This is a genomic window from Streptomyces sp. NPDC002994, from assembly GCF_040611155.1.
Taxonomy (GTDB): domain Bacteria; phylum Actinomycetota; class Actinomycetes; order Streptomycetales; family Streptomycetaceae; genus Streptomyces.
On sequence record NZ_JBEXNQ010000036.1, the window covers coordinates 40071 to 61291 of the forward strand.

A 21221-nucleotide genomic window follows, 5' to 3' on the forward strand; every position below is an offset into this window, starting at 1 on the left:
TTGATGGTTGGATCCTGTCACCGGTAGGCGGCAACTGCGGCCAGGTAGATGCCCAGGCCGGTAGCGGCTGCGCCAGCGCCGGTGAGAAGCGCTTGGGGAACGCCGGCACCCGCGCGGTGGGCCAGCAGGCCGGCTGTGATGGCGATGTTGAGGGCGGTGGACATCGCGAGCAGTAGGGACAGGATCTGCACAGGGCTCATCGCGAGAACTCTCCATCCTTGTGCCGGCCCCGGTTGGGCCAGGCGGAATGAGTCCGAAGGTGGCTGTCCAGAGCGCTGTCCCGCAGGAGTTCACCGCCGGGTTGGACACGTCGACTTCATGAGAGCTGGTCGATGCCGGTGCTCGATGCGCGACATGGTGTGTGCGGGCAGAGGTGTCCAGCGGCTGTGTGGACACTTGCAGGGCGCTGTCTGGGGCATCGGCCCGTTCCCGCCGCGGCGGCCGGCGGAAGCGGCCGAAGGGAAGAGATCTTGGCTATCGACCACCGTGTGTGCTGCGGTCAGGCAGAGCAGGGTGTCCACGGCCAGGGGCGAAAAATGGTGCGCCGAACTACAAACGTGAGAAGGATCCTTCTTATGCGTGCTGACCCGGGGGTGGCCAGTGTGGGCAGGAGTCCGGGGGAAAGGACGGCAGCGTGAGAATCATGCTCGACAACAACATCTGGTCCTACCTGGGGGATGAGCGGGCAGGGAAGCAGTTCAGGGCGCTCACCCATTCCCTTGGGCACCGTGTGGTGACTGCTCCGAGCGTCCTGCTGGAGGTGCTGCAGCATCCCCGCTCGGACATGCGGGCGGCCATCGTCGAGGCGATCACGACGGCGACGGACGAGCGGTTGCGCAGCGAGGCCGACCGGGAGGGCGCCGAGGTCGTCTCCGAGGTGCGGCGCCTGCACCCGGATTGGCTGCGGGCAGTGCCCGACACCGGACGCGAGGCGACGTGGCGCACGTATTGGACCAAGAGAGTCTGGCGGGAGGCTGTGGAGCAGCACGAACGATTTCGCGACGCGGAGCCGGCCCGGCGAACCGCGCGCACGGTGCAGTTCCTCGTAGACAACCAAAAGGAGCAGCAAGAGGTTTGGCGCGAAGCCAAGTTCAATCTGCGCGACCTCTCCCTGATCACGATGTCCCCGAGTGAGGAGACGACGGCGGAGCAGCAGGCCGGATGGGCACCCGGCGAGAAGATTGCGGCATGGCGGCCGTACAACCAGGAGGTGTACTGGCGTGCTTTCTGGACGGGCCGTCGAGCCGTGCTCACGCACGAGGACACCACCTACGCCGACTGGGTCGGCGCACGGGTGGACCTGCACGCAATGTGCGCCTCACGGGAGGCGTTCAATCGCTTCTGGTTGTACGAGGTGGAAGCAACCCACATGCCGCGCAATTGGCTCCGGTGGGCTGTCGACACCGTGCAGGCGGACATGAAGATCACCAACGGCAACCCAATCGATGTCCAGCACGCCGCCTACCTGCCGGACTGCGAGGTGTTCCTCACCGCCGACAAGAACTTCGTGCGAGTGCTCGACCGCGTCGCGGAGCAGGCCCCGATCCCCGTAGGGAGAGCTCACCGGGTCGCACCGGCAGCCCACGGCGGCATCGTAGAGGCGATCGAAGCCACACTGCACGCCCTTTGAGGACGCTCCCTACGCAGCAATCCGCATAGAGCGACGTCTCAGTGTGCTCGTGCACGATCGACAGCCCGAGCTCCTTAGCTCAGGGCCGCGTCCGTGCTGCTCCTGTCCGGACGCTCCGCATTTACCTGCGGCGCTCATTCGGTAGCGTCGAGGCAACAACTACATGGGGGGGGAAGTTCAGGCATGGTGCACCGCTTGGGTCGGCTCGGGGCGTGGTGGCGGGAAACCGCCGGGAGCGTCCGGCGGACGGTATACGTGTGCGGCCGTCGGGCTTAGTGGGCGTAGCCCTGGGAGTGTACGGAGACGGGCACGGCTGGTGGGACAACATGGGGTTCCTCACGAACCTCACATCCAGCTTCACCAGCGTATTGTTCGGTGTACCGACAGCTCTACTGATCCTCAGTCACCTGGGCAGTGCGCAGGCCGAGGTGCTGGAACGACGACAGGTTCGCCGCAGGGCTGTCCGCGAGCTCGAGACCTTCCGCGCACTTCTCCTGAGCGTGTTCCATGCGACGGACATCCAGGAACTCCGCGCGCGGATCGACGCCCTGGCAGGGCCGGCTGAGGACATCCAGCGATCGATCGAAACAGCTCACGATGCGCGTGCTACGCACGAGCGCGCCGCGGCCCTGGAACCGTTGTCCTCCCACGTTGCCGCGTACGTTCAAGCGCTCAGCCAATTAATTGCTGACGATGATCCGGCACGCTGGGGGCTCTGGCTTGACGAATTCACTGCCGGATGGGAGGTCATCGACCAAGAGGTCCGACCGCGTCTCTCGGAGTTGGGTGAGCCATGGCTGTCGCCGAACATCAACATCATGATGCGTAGATGGACGAGCGAACTCCGGTCCAGAGGGCTGCGTATCGACGCGCCGCAGTTTCTTGACATGGTTGAAACAGAGTTCGGACGCGATCTGATCGCAGGAGGGGTCCGTTGCCAGGAGACATGAGCAGCCGAACCAGGTGGCTCCAGTCCATGCAGCATGTCCTAGACGCAGTCTCGACCTTGTCCCGTCTGTACTGAGATCCCCCAGCTTGCGGTTGGCAGCCCGCCCTGGCTGGCCGGTCTTGGATGACAGCGGCTCGACCGCCGTGCCGCCTGAGGGCTGACCCACGATTGATCACGGGGGCAGCCGGGACGTGACGAAGCCGCGACGCCGATCGAAGCGTGTAGTGCGCATCTCATCCGTTTGATCGAGGTTTCGGCGCTTCCTTCAGCATGAGGCCGCGTTCCACGGCCAGGCGACGCAAGCCCCAATGACCACTTTCACTGCGCCCCCGGCCCCGTGAGGAGACCGACCATGTAGACCCCGTCCTGCGAGCCTCACAGTCTGAAGCCGACGTCATCGCTTTCGCGGGCTGTCGGCCACGCCCCGCATGGCCGCAGTGAACCGGGGCCATGCCGTGCCGTGCCGTTCACAGCAAACCGACGATCGACAAACAGCGACCGCACGCCCCTGACCTGCATGAAATACACGGCTGCCATAGGAGTTGGCACGAAAACGACCTGGCCTTTCGTCACTACTGTCAGCGCTAATCCGTCACGACCTGACAGTGACAACTAGCAGGCCACCAGGGCTCCACCACTGATATCTAGATGACGACTCTCTACTGACACTCCTATACAGACCATCACCGGCTGCCGCGTGAGCTGGCCTGTTCCATGGACGACCCGAAAATCTACGGCCCCGTCGTCTACGAGCTGTCGCTGGCATCAGCGGTGTCGCGTGGTCTGCTGGCGCGCTATCAGATCGTGGTGGTCGAGTTGACCGACCCGGTGGTGACTCCTGCCCGCCTGGCAGGCGAGGAGAAGCGGGAGGAAGAGGTGCGCGGCCAGCGGATGGGGGCGTTGCAGGCGGCGTTGCTGGAGACGATGGCGGTGCACCAGCTTCAGACCACCATCACGTTCCATCACCGGACCATAGAGGCCAGCGCGTTCGCGAAGGGGCTGCCGAGGGTGGCGAAGCGGCTGCATGCGTCGGATCCGGAGCGGTATCCGGAGCGGGTGTGGGCCGACTGGCTGTGCGGTGAGCACGAGGCCGATCACCGCCGTGCAGTGCTCTCCGACTTCGGGCGCAGGGCCGGGCGGGCGGTGCTTTCAAATTGCCGTGTACTGGGTGAGGGCGTCGATATTAGGGCGGTGGATTCCGTAGCCCTCTTGGACCCGAAGGGGTCGGCCGTGGACATCGTGCAGGCCATTGGGCGAGCGCTGCGTCAGAAACCTAATCAGGGGAAGGTCGCGACGCTGATCGTGCCAGTGTTTTTGGCGCAGAACGAGCAGCCGGAAGACATGTTCACCTCTGCTTCGTACCGGCCTTTGGTGAAGGTCCTTGAAGGGCTTCGGGCGCATGATGAGCGTGCCGTGGAAATGCTCGCTATTCCGCAGGAGAACCAGAAGCACGTTGTTGATCCGTCGGAAAGCATCGGTGAGGAGCCGGAGGAAGGTGAGGAGGAGTCGCGGCTGCTGCTGCGGTTCGCCGCCCCGAGGGATCCGGTGATGGTCGCCAAGTGGGTCAAGTTCCAGATCTTGGACACCGAACGGCAGGACTGGACGCGCGGGTACGACGCCGCCCGGCGCTACCGGGACCGGGAGAGCAGTCTCGATGTGCCCTACGAGCACCAGGAGGGCTCCTACCCCCTTGGGGAGGTGGCTGTCCGATCAGCGGCGGGCGTACCGGGCCGGGACCATGCTCAGCACCCGGGCGGACGAGCTGGAGGAGCTCGGCATGATCTGGGACACCGCCGACGCGCAGTTCCAGGAGAACCTCGCCGCGGCCCGCGCGTACTACGCGGAGGCCGGCACCCTGGCCGCGCCCCGCCACGCCACCATGCTGGACAAGCCGGTGGGGCAATGGCTCACCAACCTCCGCCGCCCCGGAGGGCTCGGGAAGGACCCCGAGCGCGCAGCACGGCGTGCCGAGCAGCTCGCGGCAATCGATCCGGACTGGAACCCCGGGCAGCTGGGGTGGACCGTCGACTGGCAGCGCCACTACGTCGGCCTGTGTGCCGTCCTGGAAGCCGGCGGGACGCTGGAGGAGCTCCTGCCCGGCGTCACCTACCGGGGCGACGACATCGGGCGCTGGCTCGCCCGGCAGCAGCGGGATTGGGCACGCCTGAACACCGAGCAGCAGCGGCGCCTGGGCGTGCTGGGCGTGAAACCGGCTGTACGGCCGCAGAAGGCCACCGTGCGAACCAGCGCGAAGGCTGGGGCGGCGAAGGGCTCCGACGCGTTCACCCGGGGCGTGGCAGCCCTCACGCAGTACATCCGGCGCGAAGCCCGCACCGTCGTACCCCGCGGGCACACCGAAGTCGTGGATGGCACCCCTGTCCGACTGGGGGTATGGCTATCGAACATCAAAAATCGGCGCGACCGGTTGAGTGAGCAGCAGCTGGCGGCGCTCGCCCAACTCGGACTTGACTGGGCATGACAGGCACTTTTGCCCAATATATGCCTAATGATCATTTTAGCGGCATTTGCTGTGCTTTATGCATGTGGCTATGGCATATGTCTTCGGGTGGGCGTATAGCCAGTCATGCGGCAAATCGCCAACGAAGGAGACGTGATGGACTTTCCCTCGCTCGCCCGATCACTGGTATTGGCACGCGTGGACACTAAGCGGTGCTCTGACAGCCTCCACGACCGCCGGCGCAGTCGCCGCAAAGCGGCTTCCCGCACTCGTAAGGCAGCTCGGCAGGTGCTGACCTCGCTCGTGGCGGGGGCCACGCTGGCTGTCGCTCTGCCTGGTGTCGGCGGCTCTCCTGCGTACGCCGCCGAGGATTTCGGAGGCTACGGGGACGGGGCTTACAAGCGCCCGGCCGATCTGCCGGCGGACGGCCTCAAGCGCTATGTCGCGCTGCCCTTCTACCAGAAGGACAACCTCTACCTGGCGCCTGCAGGCACCACACAGCAGCTTGTGTCAGGTGCCTCTCAGGAACTCACCGTCGAGAACGTGAAGAGCACCTCTCAGACGATCACAACCTCAGGAGAGCCGTCGCTGGTCAGCCAGATCGGATCTGTCCTCGGCTACGCCGCGATGGCGTACAAGTTCATTTCCGGCGCTCTCTCCCAGGGCGGCGGCAACCAGGGGAAGGGCGACACGCTCAACATCACGATCCCCTCGAGCGCAGATCAGATCAGCAGGGGATCGACGGTGACGTTCTCCCAAAGCAACAAGATCAAGCTCGAACCTCTGCGGCCCATGTCAGCCCGCCCGGTCTACTACAAGTCCAAGACCGTGTCCGACCTATGGCGTAAAACTCCGGACGGCAACACCCATTACATCTTCGGGCACAACACCGCCGACATCGTCATCGCCCAGGGATGGCTGCTCGAATGCGGCGACCGGGCCTGCATCCCGGGCAAGGACTTCCGGCCCTTCGGCCAGAGCCTTGACACAGGAAACGTCAGCAGCCTGCCCGACGCATCACAGCATCTCCTGCCCACCCGATCCCCGGACCGCTGGGCCACCGCCGGAGCCGACGAGGGCAGGGACAGCCACCGCGGCAGGGTGAACATCGATCTGCCCTCCATGTGCACCGTCAGCGACACCGTGAACCCCAAGATCGGTGACGTGAAAGCGCACTGGGGCCAGATCAGGGTCAGCTGCCCACCGTCGGCCCCCTTCAAGGACTACCGGGTCCAGTACAGCGCCTGGGGCCCCAACTGGTACGGCTCTCGCGGCCTGCGCGGCATGGGAGTGATCTCCAGTCCCACATCGGGCAAGGAGTACCCCGGCACCGAAGCTCACAACTGGAGCGAGCAGTACCACCAAACCGGCATCCCCGCCGACGGGCAGACCCGCAACTACTGGATCTACCGAGGCGTCAGGCCCAGCCAACTCTGGACAGAAGGGCCGTGGCTCGGAATCCAGGTCATCCCCGTCAACGGCAAGTAGACACACCACCGCGTAGCCCGGCCCCGGCAAGCCATGCCCCCTGCGTGGCCCGACACCTTCCCGCCGGGCTACACGCGCATCACTCGCCGAGGAGCACGTCGCTTGGGGCCCTGCCCCCGCTGGGGCTGTCGCAGCGGGCGCTGCGCGAAGTACACGGCCGACTCGATGCTGACTCTCATTCCGGCGCCCCGGGGCGTTCTCAAGGGCATGTACGGATGCTTCTCACACCACGCCAGCCGAGGTCCAGGTCAGCCCTGGTCGATGCCGACACCGATACGAGTCGGAGCCAGGGCAACAGAGCGAGAGTCAGCACCCTAGCGCAGTACATCGCGCGGGAGGCCCGGACCGTCGTGCCGCGCGGGCACACCGAGCACCTCGAAGACGGCACTGCCGTACGGCTCGGGGCATGGCTCTCCAACCAGAAAAACCGCCGCGACCGGCTGGACGAGCAACAGCTGGCGGCGCTCGCCGATCTCGGACTCGACTGGGCTTGAGGAGCCGGTGACCGAGGGCAGCAGCCAGTCGTTGAACCGCCGTTGAGGCAAGCGGAAGCGACGTCCCGAACCACTGTCAAGGCCCCGGGACTTCGCACTCACAGCCCGGCTGGTACCGGATCGTCCGTGGTCTGGAGGAAGGCCGCCTGGACGCGCAGCAGATGGGTTTCGGGGTGGGTTTCCTCGTAGCGTTGCAGGACCTGCTCGAACCGGCCGGTGGCGAACAGTTCGGTGGCCTGTTCGTCCTCGTCCATGCCGCACGCCATGGCGAGCTTGGCGTCTTCGTGCAGAGCGGTCTTCTTCGAGGGGCTCACCCAGACGTCCAGGCGACCCGATCCGCTGTAGCCGCGGTGCGCCAGCGTCCACACCGCCGGATCCTTCGTCGTCTCCACCGTGCCGTCCGGACGGTACAGCTTCGAGGAGATCAGCTGCTTGATGAAACGGGCGTAAGCGATCACCTTCGGGAGGCTACCCACACCACCGTCCGTGTGGACTGATCCGGCGAAAGCCCGCCTGCCGTGGGCAGCGCAGTGGGGCACCAGCAGCGCGAGCGCGGAACAAACTAGCGGGAACACGTCTCGGGGCCGGCCGCCAACCACTGCGGCCGGCCCTTGGAGGCCATGTCCTCACCACTCACTCATCAAGCGTCTGCCCACACGGCACGGCTCCTATGAGCGACGCATGACAAGTCGGTTTGGAAGGGTGTCGTGCCTGCGCGGCTTGGCAACGCGGCCAAGGTGCCCGAAGCGTTCCAGCGGGGCGTAACCCCATCCCCCAGCGTGGGCAGTGAAATGGGGGTGGCAGTCGGAACCGGATTGAGGTTGAGTCGACACCTCAAGTGATCAAAGGTTCGACGGGAGTTGCAGTGAAGACAGACATACGGGGAACGGCTCTGGCCGTGGTGCTCCTGGCGGCACTGACCGCATGCGGAGGCGGGAGCACGGGCGACGGAATGGCCGGCCGTCAGAACGGCGATTCCCTGGAAGGGCATGAAGACAACGCCCCAATCCTGCTGACCGCGGAGCAGGTGCGGACGGTGCTCCCCAGCAACAACAGCCTTCCCAAGGGGTGGCATAACGGCGGGCGCGGCGACGACGTGGAGGTGGGCGAGAAAGCTGCGAGTTCCTGCGCCATCGACACCGGAACAAGCTGCGCCGGGCTGACGGCCCATGCCCTGAGGATGGTCGAGGGCCCCCAGACCGTGGTGGAGATGCAGGAGGGGCAGGATGGGCAGGACGTGTTCATCGACGTCTACGCCTTCGATACGGCCGAGAACGCAGCCGTAGCCATCAAGGGCATAGTGGCCAAGGCGCACCGGGTACCTGCGGGCTACGAGACCCCCAAGCCGCTGAAGATATCGGCAGGGGCGGAGGAAACCGATGCTGTCTTCGGAGAGCGTGCCGACGAATACAGCACCGAGGTGATGATGCGGATCGGGGGAGTCGTCGTCCACCTCAAGGGGTACAACCTGAAGAACACCAACGTCATGCAACCGCTCGCGAAGCTCCAGATCGACCGGATCGTCAAAACAGCCAAGGGCAAAAACCCCGACGCAGGCTAAACGTCCCGAAGAACACTCCGGCCCGTGACCCGGAGCCCGCCGACGCCGTTGAATCGGCGACGCGTGCATAAATCCGTCCCCCACGGGTGCGCGCTCCGCGGGGGGCCTGACACCGTGCCCGGCTCAGGGCCCCACCCCTCTGCCGCACACCCGGCCGAACCGGTGGCCGCGTGCAGGACCGGCAGAGCTCCGGTGCTTCCCCGTCGCAAGAAGCCCAAGATGCCGTTCACCCTCGGCACGCATCCACTCCCGCCTTGCCTGTGCTTCTCGCGCCCTCTGCTCAGCCGCACCCGCCCGGGGCACCATGGAGACATGGCGTCGATGAGGGAGCCGGAGCAGGGCGGGTCGCTGGAACCGGCCGGCCGGGATGATGCGTTGCGGCTGACCAAGCAGCTGCGTGCGGCGATCGACGACGCGCGGCGGGCCGCGATGGTCCTGGCCCAGCGGGTGCGGGACGCGCACCGGGCGCGGGTATGGGTTGCGCTCGGATACAGCGGGTGGGGTGAGTACGCGCAGGTAGAGCTGGGGATCAGCCGGGCGCAGGCGTACCGGCTGATCGACATCGCACAGTCGGCTGGTGCGTTGGACCGGGCGATCGGCGCGGCCGGTGTCCTGGCCGATGTGTCACCCGCGGGAGACACGAACGCGGCCGGGCTGGTGGACATGGGTCTGTCGCAGCGGGCGCTGCGCGAAGTCCACGGCCGGCTCGATGAACTCACCGCCGTCGTCACCGAGCGGCTCACTGCCGCTGCCCAGGCCGGGCAGCTCGAGTGGACAGCGGTCCGCGCCATCGTGGGCCAGGCCGTCGACGAACTCCGCCGCGAACCGCTCCCCGCCGCCGGCGACACCGCCGAAGACTACGACCGGGGCTTGGAGCGGGCGCTCACCGACGCCGAGCAGCACCCCGCTGACACGAACGCGGTACGGCGCCTGGTCGACGAGATGGCTGCGGCCGGCGGACGCCTGGGACAGATCGCACTCGAACTCGCCCCGCCGTACTGGTCCGAGCAGGAAGCCCTCGACCACATCCTCACCCGGTTCGCCCACGACATCGGCTGCGACACCGAGACCATCCTCGCCGTACGCCGCTACGCGCTCACCGGCGACCGCCGCGCCCTCGAAGGCACCTTGCTCTAACCACTGGCAGCCCGCTGGGTGAAGGCGGCGTCGCGTGCGTGACCCGACCGGCGCCCGCTCGGTTGCCCGGTGGCGTATGAAATCCGCCCCCACGGATGCACGCACCGTGGGGTCCTGACCACCGGGCCAGGGCCCCATCCCTCCGGTACACCGCGCCCAACGGGTGGCGGTGTGCACGACCGGCAGAGCTCCGGTGTGTCAGCGGCGGAGGAAGCCGAAGATGCCGTTCTCCTTGCGCCACGCATCCGCTTCCGCCTTCGCCTGAGCCTCTTCAGCCGCCCGTTCCTCGGCCTTCTGGCGCTCACCCTCCTTGGCGGAGGTGCACACGGTGCAGTCACTGCCCGGTGGTACGGATTGCCAGGCATCGCTCGGGTAGACGTCACGGCCGCGGGTCAGACACGCCCACGCGGCGGCCTTCTGTAGCTGCTTGGTCTCTTCCCGCTCGCGCTGCTCTCGCTCCTGTTGGGCGCGGTGCTCGGCCCGGCGTTCCTCTTCCCGGGCGTGGAAGGCGCGATGGACGTCTGGGCTGACGACCCGCACCTGGTGGCCCGCGTTCTGCAATGCCCATGCCAGTGGCGTGATGGGATGCAGATGCGCTGTGGCCGGGAATACCGCGAACAAGACCCGCATGGGTGGCTCCAATTCACATGGGCGGGCAGGCACTCCTGCCCCGGGAGATGTCCCGGAAGCGGTCCGGGACAGTGGTCAGGGCGTCGTGCCGGCCGAGCGCAGTGCCCTCTCGTACGTCTTCTCCGGCTGCGCCCCGGTCAGCGGGGGCCCGTCGTTGAAGGAGATCCGCGGCACCGAGCGGATGCCGCCGGCGCGGATGCGGGAGAGCTCGGCGCGCAGCTCGGCGGCGGATGCGTCATTGGCCGCGACACCGGTCTCGGCGGCCAGCCGGTCCAGGACGGGGGCCTCGGCGATGTTCAGGCCGTCGGTGAAGTGGGCCCGGAACAGCCGCTCGACCATGGGCTCGGCCAGGCCGCGTGCCGCCGCGGAGGCGATGAGGCGGTGCGCCTCGAAGGTGTCGGCCGCCAGCGCCCGCCCGTAGTCGAGCGTCACGCCGTCGTGCACCGCGTCTGCGGCCGCCTGCTCGGTCTCCGCCACGACGTGCCCGCCGAACCCCTCGGCGAGTACCTCAAGGAGCGGCTCCCCGGCGAAGCCCGCGTCGGGGGCAAGTTGGAAGGGACGGAAGACGACCTCCACCTCGCCCCCCTCGGCCCGCACTCGCCGAATCGCGCGCTCCAGCCGCACGTACGCGACGTACGACGCCGCGCAGATGACGTCGAGAACGACCTCGACCCTGGTGGTCCTGCCGTCCGGGCGGTTCATGGTGTGTGCCTCCAGCTGTCGTGGGAGGCGCGGCGGGGCGTTGGTTCGCCCCGCCGCGCCGATGGTCTTCGGATGGTTGGCCTTCGGTGGCTCAGGCGTCGGCTGCGACCTCGCGCGCGCCCTGGGGGGCAGACGGCGGTGTCACGGCGTTCGGGCCGCTGTCCCCGGCCTCTTCGTGGCCGGCTCCCGGCTTGACCTCTCGCAGCAGAGCCGCTGCCAGGACCGCGAGGAGAACGGCCACCCCGGCACTGACCAGTGCCGTCACCTGCAGCCCGAGGACGAAGGCTTCGCGGGCGGCGGTGAGCAGCTCCGTACCGGCCTGTCCGGAGAGTTTCCCGGCCGCCGCCACGGCGCCACCGAGCGACTCGAGCGCCGCCTCGTCGTGTACTCCGGCCGGCATGGTGTCGCCGATCTCGCTGCGGTAGACACCGAAGCCGATGCTGCCGAGGACCGCGATTCCCAGCCCGGAACCCAGCTCGGTGCTGGTCTCTGAGATCGCCGAGGCCGCACCGGCACGCTCGGGCGGAGCCGCGCCGACGATCAGGTCGGTGCCGAGGGCCGCCATCGGCCCGATGCCCGCACCCATCAGGGCCGATGCCGTCACCAGGATCCCCAGGCCGGCGTCCGCGCTGACCAGAGTGAGCATCGCCAGGCCGAAGGCCGCGACGATCAGGCCTCCCGCGATGACGAAGCCGGGACGGATCTTTGCCGCGAGAGCCGGTGCCGTCATGGCGCCGGCCATCAGCCCGGCCGCGTTGGGCAGCGACCAGAGGCCGGCCTGCAGCGGGGAGAGTCCATGGACCAGCTGGAGGTATTGCAGCGTGAAGAGCTGTGAGCCGGCCATCACGAGAATGCCGACGGTGAGAAGGACGGCCGAGACGCTGAACGTGCGCTCGCGGAACAGTTCGAGGTCGACCAGCGGGTCGGCAAGTGTCTTTTGCCGACGGATGAAGATGACCCCGACGATCAGGCCGAGCACCATGAACGCGGCGCTCTGCAGGCCAACGCCGTGTTCGGCTACCAGCTTGAGGCTGTAGACGACCGCCAGCACGGCGATCAGGGACAGCAGGGCGCTGACGAGGTCCAGCCGGCCGGCGTCGCTGTCACGGTGCTCCGGCAGCAGTACCGGACCGAGTACCAGAAGAATCACCATGATCGGGACACCGATCAGGAACGCCGAGCCCCACCAGAAGTGGTCGAGCAGGAACCCGCCGAGCAGCGGGCCGAGGGCGCCGCCCACCGCGAAGCAGGTCATCCAGATGCTGATGGCGACCGTGCGCTGTGCCGCGTCGTGGAACATGTTGCGGATCAGCGAAAGGGTGGAAGGCATCAGCGTCGCGCCGGCGACACCGAGCAGTGCCCGGGTCACTACGAGCATCTCGGCGCTGGTGGAAAACGCGGCGAGCACCGAGGCCACGCCGAAGGCGGCGGCACCGGCCAGCAGCAGCTTCCGTCGTCCGATCCGGTCGCCGAGTGTTCCCATGGTGATCAGCAGACCGGCGACGAGGAAGCCGTAGATGTCCAGGATCCACAGCATCTGCGAGGTGCTCGGCTGCAAGTCCGCTGTGAGCGCAGGCACCGCCAGGTGCAGGACGGTCATGTCCATCGCGATCAGCAGTGTCGGCATCGCCAGCACTGCTAATCCGGTCCACTCTTTTCGGCTCGCGCGGGGCGCGGCTACGGAGGTCATGAGGTTCCCTGTCTCTGGGGCGGATAACTGGCCTGCTGTGCCATGGACGCTAAAATATGAACCGCACTTGAGGTCAATCCCTGGCCTGGGTCACAGTCCGAAGAGCGGCATGCCGTCCGTACCCGCGAGAGCGAGGCCGGACGGAGGGGGGTCACGGGAGGCCTTCGGGCGGGGCCTCGTTCATGTCGGCCGAGGGAGTTTCCTGGAGGGGTTGCGTGCGCGCGTGCGGCTCCGAGCCGAACCACACCGACGGAGAGTTTTCACGCCGGCCAGGACAGCGGAGCCTGGCCACAGGCCTCTTCGCTCGCAAGGAACATCTCAAGGGCTGCCGCTTCAGACCTGTGTCAAGTTCCGTCAAATGAGTGCGGATGACACTGGGTGAGGGTGCTGCGGAGCGTGTGCACCGCCGTAACCCCTGGCCATGCGCACTGCTGGGACGACCCGGTTCTCCAGGTTTCCGTGTGGACGGGGCGCCTGTAGGCGTACGCGGCCAAGGCCGGCGCGCGGCGTCGCGCCCTGGGCCGCGGCTGCGGCGCTGCCCCGGTGTGCTCGGTCACTGCGGTAGTGGTCACGGTCGTGCGCGGCCCCCCACGAACTCCTTCACCGACGAGACGACATAGTCGAGCATCTCGTCGGTCAGTGCCGGGTAGACGCCGACCCAGAAGGTCTGCTCGGTGATGATGTCGCTGTTGGTCAGGTCCCCGACAACGCGGTGCGGCTGATCGATGTAGGCCGGGTGGCGGGTCAGGTTGCCGGCGAACAGCCGCCGGGTGCCGATCTTCCGGTCCTCCAGGAACTGCACCCGTTCCGCCCGCTTGAACGGTGCCTCGGGGTCCACTGTGAGCGCGAACCCGAACCAGCTCGGGTCGCTGCGTTCGGTGGCCCTGGGCAGAATCAGGTGCGGTACGCCCTCCAGGCCGTCGCGCAGCCGGCGCCAGTTGCGGCGGCGGGCGTCGCAGAACTCGTCGACCTTGTCGAGCTGGGTCAGTCCGAGGGCGGCCTGGATATCGGTCGCCTTCAGGTTGTAACCGACGTGCGAGAAGATGTACTTGTGGTCGTAGCCCTCGGGCAGCGTGCCCATCTGGTACTTGAACCGCTTGAGGCACTTGTCGGTCTCGCCCGGCTCGCACCAGCAGTCCCGGCCCCAGTCGCGCAGGGACTCCACGATCCGCGCGAGGGCCAGGTTCGAGGTCAGTACGCAGCCGCCCTCCCCCATGGTCAGATGGTGGGCCGGATAGAAGCTGACGGTCGTGATGTCACCGAAGGTGCCGGTCAGCTGCCCGTCATACGTCGAGCCGACCGCGTCGCAGTTGTCCTCGATCAGGAACAGGCTGTGTTCCTAGGCGAGTTGGTCGGCAAGGCCGGTCCACACCCTGCGGTGCCGCCCGGCCGACAGGTCCGCCTTCACGCGCCGCGCCTGCCCCTCGGGCGAATCGAGTGCCGCGAGGATGCCCGCACACAGCTCCTTGGCCCGTGCGGTGTCCAACGCCCCGCCCCGCAGGGCACATTGGGCGACCAGGCGCTCAGCCCTGATCACTGACGTGTCGTCGAACAGCGTGCCGGAGAAGTCGAAGAGGACGGCCTGCGTGCGGTGCTGTGCACGGCCGCGTGGTGCGGCCCTCGCGCTCACCGGCGCACCTCTTTGAGCAGCGGCAGCGAGGCCAGCAGGGTCACAGCGCCCAGCGTGAGGCACAGCAGGGGCAGTCCGCCGATGGTGAGCAGGGGGCCGGCAAGGCCGAGCGTCCCGGCGACCGCGCCCATACCCATGACCGATTCGCCGATCCCTTCCGCCCGGTGACGGCGCGCGCCGCGGCTGCGCTGGATCACCAGCGCGCTGCTACTGATGAGATGCAGATTCCAGCCCAGGCCCAGCAGCAGGAGTCCGGGCACGGCCATCCAGGTGCTGCCCGTTCCCGCGGGTGCGATGAGCGGCAGGGCCAGGAGCTGGACGACAGTGCCGAGCAGCGCCACGCTCCTGGCGCCGAAACGGTCGCACAGGCGCCCCGACACGGCCGAGGGGCCGAACATCGGCGCGACATGAGCGGCCACCAGCAGGCCGACCGAATCCAGGGGCCAGTCATGGGCGTGCAGGTGCACCGGTGTGACGCCCATCGCTGTCACCATGGTCAGATTCGCCACGCCCAGCAGCAGCAGCGCCAGGGCCGCCCCACCCCTTCGGCGGCCGTCCCAAACCGTGGGGCCGCCCCCCTGTCCGCCACGGCCTCGCGCCGGCGAACCACCGCCCGCGGCATGCTCGCCGGCCTGCGAGGCGGCGTTCCACAGCCGCAGGTCAAGCCGCAGGGTCAGTACGGCCGCGGCCGGGAAGGCGACAGCGGCCAGCAGGTACAGGCCCGCGGTCTCCGGCAGTCCCAGGGCCCGTGCCACCGCACCCGCGGGGCCCAAAAGCGCCGGGCCGGCGACCGCCCCGACGGTGACCGCGGTCATCGCGCTACTCATGGCACGTGCGGTATGTCCGGCAGGCGCACTGCTCGCGGCCACGTACCGGCCGAGCATCACGGCATTGTTGCCGGCGCCGAGCAGCAGACTGCGCCCAGCAGGAGCGCTGCGGGGCTGGCCACAGCAGCCGCGACAATCACCCCAGCGGCACCCGCGGTGGCCAGGGCGTATCCGGCGGCCAGTCCCGCGGCCCGCCCGCGGCGGCGCATCAACACCGTGAGCAGCGGCGCGGACAGAGCCGATCCCAGCACCAGCAGCCCCAGCGGCAGCGCCGTGAACGCCGCCGATCCCAGGACGTCCTCGGCCATCAGCGCTCCGGCCGTTCCTCCGGCTGCCAGTCCCAGCGCACCCACAGCCTGCGCGGCCAGCAGAACCCTGGGCACATACGGTGCCCGCGTACGGTCCGTGCTCCGTTCGGCGGCGGCGGCGGTCGGCGCGGCCGCGCCCGGCGGCCGCGCAGTGCCCGCCGGCCCGGCCCCCCCGGGACATCACACGACCTCCGCCGGCGTCTGCAAAGACTCCTCGTGCTTGCGCAGCAGGTCGTCGATCCTGAGGTGCTCGGGCGTCATGCGGGCACGGTACGGCCTTGTGATCCTGGTGATGCGACGCACCGAGCCCGGCGGCGCACCGGCGATCGCGTGGTTCAGCAGAGACCAGCCCAGCGTGTCGAAGACGCCACGTATCTCATCCTCGACGCTCGAGTGGGTACACAACCGGGACAGCCGCTCGAAGCCCGCACGCAGTTCCAAGGTCAGCTCTGGCCGGCCCGAGGCGCAGTCGACGTCGCCGCCGGGCAGCGGGTACGCGTTCGGCGCGCCTCCAGACTGTTGATCAGAGGGCTTACGTCACCGGAGTAGCGCGGATCGTAGAGACCGGGGTAAGGCTGCTCCTCATAACCGGGCTCGTATCCGACGACCTTGACGGGCACGGCCCTGCCCTGCTCGGCCACTGTTCCCAGCGCCAGGTCCAGCAGGCTCACCGGCCAGCCCAGGTCATGGATGGCATACAGCCGAAACTGCGCATCCAGCGGCGCCAGCGCCGCCGTGAGCAGCAACTGGGCCGACTCGCGCGCCGACTGCACGTAGAAAGAGGTGTCCCGGCCGTACCCGGCACAATCCCGCGCGCCGCCGCATCGGCGACCAGCCACTCCCCGGTGCGCTTGCTCTGGGCGTAGACATCGCTGGTGTAGGGCCGAAGAGCCTTTCCGGTGGACGCGTACACCAGTTGTCCGGTGCCGGCGGCGGCACACGCCTCGATGACATGGGCCGTGCCGAGCACATTGGTGGTGATGGTCAGCGCGGCCTCGCGCTCCGCCAGGCCCGGGTCGCGCTGTGCCGCCAGATGAAAGACGAGATCGGGCCGCACCTGACGCAGCAGCGCGGTCAGCCCGGGGCCGTCGCGGATATCGAGGCAGTGGTACTGGGTTGCATCCGGCAGACGGGGCTGCTCCTCCAACCCCACACCGACGATGCGTGCCGGGGCGTAGGAATGCAGTTCACGCAGCAACGCCCGCCCGATACAGCCTGCCGCTCCGGTCACCAGGACGGTACGGCTGCCGATGCGCCGGCGCGCGGCCTGATCAGGCAGTCGGATCGTCCGGTGGCGTACGGCCAGATAGTCCCGGAAGGCGGACAGGCTTTGCGGGGACACGGTCTCAGGATCCACCGGGTCCAGCCGGCCACCCGCGGAATCGACCATGGGGTCCATGCGGCACCTCGCGTCTGTGGGGAGCTGTGCTCCGAACGCAGGTGAGCGTAAGCGCGGCGCGAACCGGCCGCCATCGACCTTTCCAGGTCCTGAAGGTCTGGGCCCCATCTCTGATGAATCCTTATCACTCCTCTGTCAACTCGCCCTGCCAGAAGGCCTGTTGCACCTGCATACACTTTCCCCTCCCCCCCGGCGAAGAGTCGCCACCACCGCAGTACGCAGCGTGGCCAGCGGCCGGAGGGAACCTAAACCGGAGGGAAAACTCCCAGACGATGGACACCACACAGCAGGGCCGTGCCGAGCTGGTGATCGCCTCCAACCGCGGCCCGGTCGAACGGCGCACCGGCGCCGACGGACACGTGGCAGTGCACCGGGGATCGGGCGGACTGATCGCCGTACTCGGCCCGGCACTCGCCTCACACGGCGGGATATGGGTCGCCGCCGCCCTCACCGACGAGGACCGGGCATACACCCGTAAACTGCGCCCACCACAGCATCTTGATGTGGTCGACCTGCCCGAGGGGCCGATCGGCGTACGCCTGCTCGACATCGACCCGGCCGACTTCACCAGCCACTACCGCACCATCTCCAGCGAACTGCTGTGGTTCCTCCAGCACCATCTGCCCCCACGGGAACACCGATCACCTTCGGCACGGAGCTTCGGGCACACTGGGACGCCTACCGCCGCGTCAATGACACATTCGCCGCCGCGTGCGCCCAGGCCGCCGCACCCGGCGCCACCGTGCTGCTCCAGGACTACCACCTCACACTCACAGCCCGCCGGCTGCGAAAGCTGCGCCCGGACCTGCGCAGCGCACACTGCACAATGACACCGTGGGCGGACTGGCCACACTTCGCCGCACTCCCCGACGACATACAGCACGAGCTGGTCAACGGTCTGCTCGGCGCGGACCTGGTGTGCTTCCTCGTGCCGCGCTGGGCCGAGGCATTCATGTCCTGCTGCGAACAGCTGGGCCTGCGCACCGACCCTGCACACCAAGCCGTACGCGGACCCGACGGGCGGTGGTCACAGGTACGCTCCTTCCCCGTCGGCGTGGACGCGGCGTCCCTCCACAGCCGGGCCGCGTCGCCCGACGTCACCGGGCACCAGAAGCAGCTGCGTGCCCTGACCGGGGACGCCCGGCTGGTGGTACGCGTGGACCGGATGGAACCCTCGAAGAACATCGTGCGCGGCCTTACGGCGTACGCCCGCTTCCTCGAACAGCACCCCGAACAGCACGGATCCCTGGTGCACTACGTACTCGCCTACGCCTCACGCAGCGAACTGGCCGCCTACCGCGACCTCGCAGCGCACGTCGACCAGCTGACAGGCGCCATCAACCAGCGCTTCGGAACCAACCGCTGGCAGCCCATCGTGCTGGAGACCCGTAACAACTTCCCACGCGCACTGGCAGCGATGACCCTGGCCGACGTGATGGTAGTAAACCCGGTACGCGACGGAATGAACCTCGTCGCCAAAGAAGCCGCCGTACTCAGCCGGCACAACCTCGCACTGATCCTGTCCCAGCACACCGGCGCCGCCGACGACCTCGCCGACGGATCCACACTCGTCGACCCCCTCGACATACAACAGCTCGCGGACACCATCGCCCAGAGCCTCGCCCTCCCTCCAGCCGAACGAGCAGAACGGCTGAAGCGACTACGCAAAGGAGCACACGCCCTGCCACCCCACCAATGGCTCAGAAAAATACTCACAACACTGACCCCATAAGACCGGCCAGAACACAGTCCGCCAGGCGACCCGGACCGACCCGGGACTGCCACCGCTCACCCAGACACACGCCTCGGCAAAGCGGACCGGGACGGACACCCAGACACCGACTCCCGCCCCACCACCGACACCTCCCCCAACACCCCCACGACAGCCTCCCCCACGACGGCCACCCCCACCATCACCACCCGCAACAGACCCTGCCTGGCCCGCTCCCACCGGACGGCCAACTCAGCAGCCTCCGCCCGAAGTTCCACCACCCGCCGAGCCGCGGCCTCCGCCGCCTCCAACTCCTTTGGCAGCGACACCATGAACCGCCACCACCCCGGCCACGGCAGAAGCCGGACACCGCCCCGGAACCCACCAGTCAACAACTCCCAGGCCAGGCCACACCTTTAAGGGGGCGTACCCATCTCCAGTTACGAGTGGGCACAGCACCTGACGGCCGCTCCGGCCGGCCGGTCCTTGACCCGAACCCTGGTTGACGAACGAGAGCCGCGTCAACGAACGGCGAGACGAGGAGGTTTTGATGACACAGACCAGGATCCTGATGAGCGGCACGACGGGAAAAGCCGGCAGCGCGGTGGTGGCCCCCACTGCACGCCGGGGGGCATGCCCGTGCGGACGCTGGTGACAGGGGAGGCGGACTTCCCGGAAGGTGTGCAGGCAGTACGCGGCAATCTCGGTGATCCCACGTCGCTGGACACGGCCCTGGAGAAACGCCGATTCCGCCTTCCCGGTATGGCCGTTGCTGAGCACCGAGGGCGCGCCGGACATGACCCACGCGATCGGCAAGCGATCGCGTCGATCACCTCCCGGTGGTCCCGCCGGCGGCCGCCCCGCTTCGGCGTCCGATCCGGGAGCACCGGCTCTCCGGCCGCCCCGGCGGCGTTATCCGCCCAACGCCTGCCCGAACGTCTGGTCCTCACGGGCACGCCCGAGTTCGTAGGAGCCAAAGCTCTTGGAGCCGGTGCCGGTGAGACCGGTGCCGGCGCCGCGGAGCCGCCATACGGCACCGGTGCGTACGGTCGTGCCGGCGACCGCCTCACCGATCGCGGAGGCCGTGAGGTCGGCCCTGCCCTTGTTGTTGATGTCCGACAGCAGGACGAAGGAGCCGAACTGGTCCTTGCTCTCCGCCGTGCCCGGGATCCCGGATGTGTCCTGGGTGATGCTCTGGTTGCCGCTGATGGCAATGCCGTTCGCTGAACCGCGCAGCAGGACGACCGATCCCGCGTCCGCGAGACTGCCGAGGTCCTCGCCGGGAAGCCCGACGGCCAGATCCCCGTAACCGTCGCCGGTCACGTCAGCGACAGAAAGGGAGGCCCCGAACCGGTCGCCGCTCTCCGAGGAGCCGGGAACGCCGGACGAGTTCTGAGTCAGGGCAGTCGCCGCCCGGCTCGTGCCGAGGCCGGCGGAGCTGCCGTACAGCACCGTCACCGTCCCACCGAGGCCGGTGGTCCCGTAGGCGTCGGCCACCACGATGTCGGCGTACCCGTTCTTGTCGATGTCCCCGACCGCGGAAGTGTGCGAGGAGGGCAGCACGGCCTCCTGGACCAGCCCTTCACCGGAAGTGGAACCCCGGAAGTACCAGGCGCGGGATGCGCCACCGCGCATCGGGCGGTACTGCACGACCAGGTCGTCGGCCGCGTCGCCGGAAACGTTTCCGGAGGACAGGTAGCCGGTGGCGTACTGCGAGGTCTCCGGCAGGGGCACGGTCGAGGCGGAGGCCCAGGTGCCGGTGCGGGTGAACGGCCCGTTGAGGACCGAGACGGTGGAGAAGAGGGCGTTGTAGGAGGCGAGGTCGGTGTCCCCGTCCCCGTCGAAATCCCCTGCGGTGAGTGCGCCGCCGAACTTGTTGCCGTCCCTCGGCACCGGGTCCTTGACGAGCACGGCGGATGTGCCCAGTCCGCTCGGACCGCCCCAGTACAGAGTGACCGTGCCCTGATCGGCGTTCGGGCTGAGATCCTCACCGGGTGCACCGACCGCGAGGTCGCTGAAACCGTCACCGTCGAAGTCGGCGACGGACAGCCTCGCACCGAAGAGGTCGTCACCCTCGGGCGTGCCAGGATTGACGCTCCCGCCCTGCGTGAGAACCTTCCGCCTGGCCGGGTCGATACCGGCGGACGTGCCGTACACGACACCGACCCAGCCAGCGCCCATATTGCCGTCCGTGCCACCGGGCACGCCGATCGCGACATCACGATAGCCGTCGCCGTTGAAGTCACCGTGCAGGCCGTTACCGGCAGCGGTGACAGCAGCGGCCGGGGCAGCCGCCCCGGCCACGAGACCACCAGTCAACGCCGCGGCGACCGTGGTCGCAAGGGCGAGTCGTATGCGTCTGTACATGTAGGTGTCCTCTGGGCGTGCGGGGATGCGGGGGCATCCGGAATCAGAAGGAGCGCCCGCCCGTTAGCCCGTCGTTCACCTGGGCTTCGCGCAGCGGTGACGTATCCCAGACTGTCGATGCGCAACCATGGTTGTACGAGTGACGGAAGTTTCCCCGGCCCTCCCTGCCCCCACGTCCCTGCTGCGAGTGAGCAAGCCGTCAAAGCTCCGCACTCGGCTGGTCGAACTCACCACCGAGAT

23 protein-coding genes and 3 pseudogenes are annotated in these 21221 nt (G+C 68.0%); 10 read left to right on the top strand and 16 right to left on the bottom strand.

The annotated features are described in order from the left end of the window. Positions 1-17: 17 nt before the first annotated feature. Positions 18-200, bottom strand: a complete 183-nt coding sequence (locus ABZX79_RS33625) for a hypothetical protein (protein ID WP_355266401.1) — start codon at positions 198-200, stop codon at positions 18-20. Positions 201-643: 443 nt separating this feature from the next. On the opposite strand from ABZX79_RS33625, the gene ABZX79_RS33630 reads away from it, so the two are divergent. Both ABZX79_RS33630 and ABZX79_RS33635 read left to right on the top strand, forming a co-directional pair. Continuing rightward, the gene (locus ABZX79_RS33630; RefSeq protein ID WP_355266404.1) at positions 644-1630 is read left to right on the top strand and encodes a hypothetical protein; all 987 of its coding nucleotides are present in this window, start codon (positions 644-646) and stop codon (positions 1628-1630) included. 326 nt (positions 1631-1956) lie between these two features. Then, the gene (locus ABZX79_RS33635) at positions 1957-2580 is read left to right on the top strand and encodes a hypothetical protein (RefSeq protein ID WP_355266407.1); all 624 of its coding nucleotides are present in this window, start codon (positions 1957-1959) and stop codon (positions 2578-2580) included. Positions 2581-3344: 764 nt separating this feature from the next. Here the strand turns inward: ABZX79_RS33635 and ABZX79_RS33640 are convergent. Next, the gene (locus tag ABZX79_RS33640) at positions 3345-3542 is read right to left on the bottom strand and encodes a hypothetical protein (RefSeq protein ID WP_355266410.1); all 198 of its coding nucleotides are present in this window, start codon (positions 3540-3542) and stop codon (positions 3345-3347) included. Between ABZX79_RS33640 and ABZX79_RS33645 the strand changes: the two are divergent. Then, positions 3504-3788 (top strand): annotated as a pseudogene (locus ABZX79_RS33645) (helicase); the annotation flags it as partial. The gene ABZX79_RS33640 and the pseudogene ABZX79_RS33645 sit on opposite strands and share 39 nt — an antisense overlap. Here ABZX79_RS33645 and ABZX79_RS33650 read toward each other — a convergent pair. After that, complete coding sequence (locus ABZX79_RS33650; RefSeq protein ID WP_355266502.1) at positions 3729-4250, bottom strand: hypothetical protein; 522 nt, start codon at positions 4248-4250, stop codon at positions 3729-3731. The pseudogene ABZX79_RS33645 and the gene ABZX79_RS33650 sit on opposite strands and share 60 nt — an antisense overlap. Between ABZX79_RS33650 and ABZX79_RS33655 the strand changes: the two are divergent. From ABZX79_RS33655 to ABZX79_RS33670, 4 genes and pseudogenes are all read left to right on the top strand, one after another. Continuing rightward, positions 4234-4308: pseudogene (locus ABZX79_RS33655) on the top strand (hypothetical protein); the annotation flags it as partial. The gene ABZX79_RS33650 and the pseudogene ABZX79_RS33655 sit on opposite strands and share 17 nt — an antisense overlap. Positions 4309-4317: 9 nt before the next feature. Next, the gene (locus tag ABZX79_RS33660) at positions 4318-5058 is read left to right on the top strand and encodes a helicase associated domain-containing protein (RefSeq protein WP_355266496.1); all 741 of its coding nucleotides are present in this window, start codon (positions 4318-4320) and stop codon (positions 5056-5058) included. Between the two features lie 267 nt (positions 5059-5325). Next, entirely contained in the window at positions 5326-6525 is a 1200-nt protein-coding gene (locus ABZX79_RS33665) for a hypothetical protein (protein ID WP_355266413.1), read from the top strand. 350 nt (positions 6526-6875) lie between these two features. Beyond that, entirely contained in the window at positions 6876-7019 is a 144-nt protein-coding gene (locus ABZX79_RS33670) for a hypothetical protein (protein WP_355266416.1), read from the top strand. Between the two features lie 98 nt (positions 7020-7117). Here ABZX79_RS33670 and ABZX79_RS33675 read toward each other — a convergent pair whose 3' ends face one another. Beyond that, positions 7118-7477, bottom strand: coding sequence for a hypothetical protein (locus tag ABZX79_RS33675; protein WP_355266419.1), 360 nt, complete (start codon positions 7475-7477; stop codon positions 7118-7120). 494 nt (positions 7478-7971) lie between these two features. On the opposite strand from ABZX79_RS33675, the gene ABZX79_RS33680 reads away from it, so the two are divergent. Continuing rightward, positions 7972-8580: a hypothetical protein gene (locus tag ABZX79_RS33680; RefSeq protein ID WP_355266422.1), complete on the top strand. Its 609-nt coding sequence runs from the start codon at positions 7972-7974 to the stop codon at positions 8578-8580. Between the two features lie 312 nt (positions 8581-8892). After that, a complete protein-coding gene (locus ABZX79_RS33685; RefSeq protein WP_355266425.1) occupies positions 8893-9717 on the top strand; it encodes a hypothetical protein in 825 nt (274 codons plus the stop codon). Positions 9718-9915: 198 nt separating this feature from the next. Here ABZX79_RS33685 and ABZX79_RS33690 read toward each other — a convergent pair whose 3' ends face one another. From ABZX79_RS33690 to ABZX79_RS33740, 11 genes and pseudogenes are all read right to left on the bottom strand, one after another. After that, a complete protein-coding gene (locus ABZX79_RS33690) occupies positions 9916-10347 on the bottom strand; it encodes a hypothetical protein (RefSeq protein WP_355266428.1) in 432 nt (143 codons plus the stop codon). A 75-nt stretch (positions 10348-10422) separates the two neighbouring features. Continuing rightward, positions 10423-11049: a DsbA family oxidoreductase gene (locus ABZX79_RS33695; RefSeq protein ID WP_355266431.1), complete on the bottom strand. Its 627-nt coding sequence runs from the start codon at positions 11047-11049 to the stop codon at positions 10423-10425. 91 nt (positions 11050-11140) lie between these two features. Further along, a complete protein-coding gene (locus ABZX79_RS33700) occupies positions 11141-12739 on the bottom strand; it encodes an MFS transporter (RefSeq protein ID WP_355266434.1) in 1599 nt (532 codons plus the stop codon). Positions 12740-13307: 568 nt separating this feature from the next. Next, positions 13308-14090, bottom strand: a pseudogene (gene rfbH, locus ABZX79_RS33705) (lipopolysaccharide biosynthesis protein RfbH); the annotation flags it as partial. Next, positions 14079-14369 (bottom strand): hypothetical protein, encoded by a 291-nt coding sequence (locus tag ABZX79_RS33710; protein WP_355266505.1) that lies wholly within the window; start codon positions 14367-14369, stop codon positions 14079-14081. The pseudogene rfbH and the gene ABZX79_RS33710, both read right to left, overlap by 12 nt. Then, a complete protein-coding gene (locus ABZX79_RS33715; RefSeq protein ID WP_355266436.1) occupies positions 14366-15196 on the bottom strand; it encodes an MFS transporter in 831 nt (276 codons plus the stop codon). Before ABZX79_RS33715 ends, ABZX79_RS33710 begins: the two co-directional genes overlap by 4 nt. A gap of 56 nt (positions 15197-15252) precedes the next feature. Continuing rightward, positions 15253-15579 (bottom strand): hypothetical protein, encoded by a 327-nt coding sequence (locus ABZX79_RS33720; RefSeq protein WP_355266438.1) that lies wholly within the window; start codon positions 15577-15579, stop codon positions 15253-15255. Positions 15580-15684: 105 nt separating this feature from the next. Then, a complete protein-coding gene (locus ABZX79_RS33725) occupies positions 15685-15945 on the bottom strand; it encodes a hypothetical protein (RefSeq protein ID WP_355266441.1) in 261 nt (86 codons plus the stop codon). 2 nt (positions 15946-15947) lie between these two features. Then, on the bottom strand, positions 15948-16175 hold the full coding sequence (locus ABZX79_RS33730; protein WP_355266444.1) for a hypothetical protein: 228 nt from the start codon (positions 16173-16175) through the stop codon (positions 15948-15950). Then, a complete protein-coding gene (locus ABZX79_RS33735) occupies positions 16172-16903 on the bottom strand; it encodes an NAD-dependent epimerase/dehydratase family protein (protein WP_355266447.1) in 732 nt (243 codons plus the stop codon). Before ABZX79_RS33735 ends, ABZX79_RS33730 begins: the two co-directional genes overlap by 4 nt. A gap of 416 nt (positions 16904-17319) precedes the next feature. Next, complete coding sequence (locus tag ABZX79_RS33740) at positions 17320-17478, bottom strand: hypothetical protein (protein WP_355266450.1); 159 nt, start codon at positions 17476-17478, stop codon at positions 17320-17322. 26 nt (positions 17479-17504) lie between these two features. On the opposite strand from ABZX79_RS33740, the gene ABZX79_RS33745 reads away from it, so the two are divergent. Continuing rightward, the gene (locus ABZX79_RS33745) at positions 17505-18635 is read left to right on the top strand and encodes a trehalose-6-phosphate synthase (protein WP_355266452.1); all 1131 of its coding nucleotides are present in this window, start codon (positions 17505-17507) and stop codon (positions 18633-18635) included. Between the two features lie 891 nt (positions 18636-19526). Here the strand turns inward: ABZX79_RS33745 and ABZX79_RS33750 are convergent. Then, positions 19527-20981 (bottom strand): FG-GAP repeat protein, encoded by a 1455-nt coding sequence (locus tag ABZX79_RS33750; RefSeq protein ID WP_355266454.1) that lies wholly within the window; start codon positions 20979-20981, stop codon positions 19527-19529. Positions 20982-21221 lie beyond the last annotated feature (240 nt).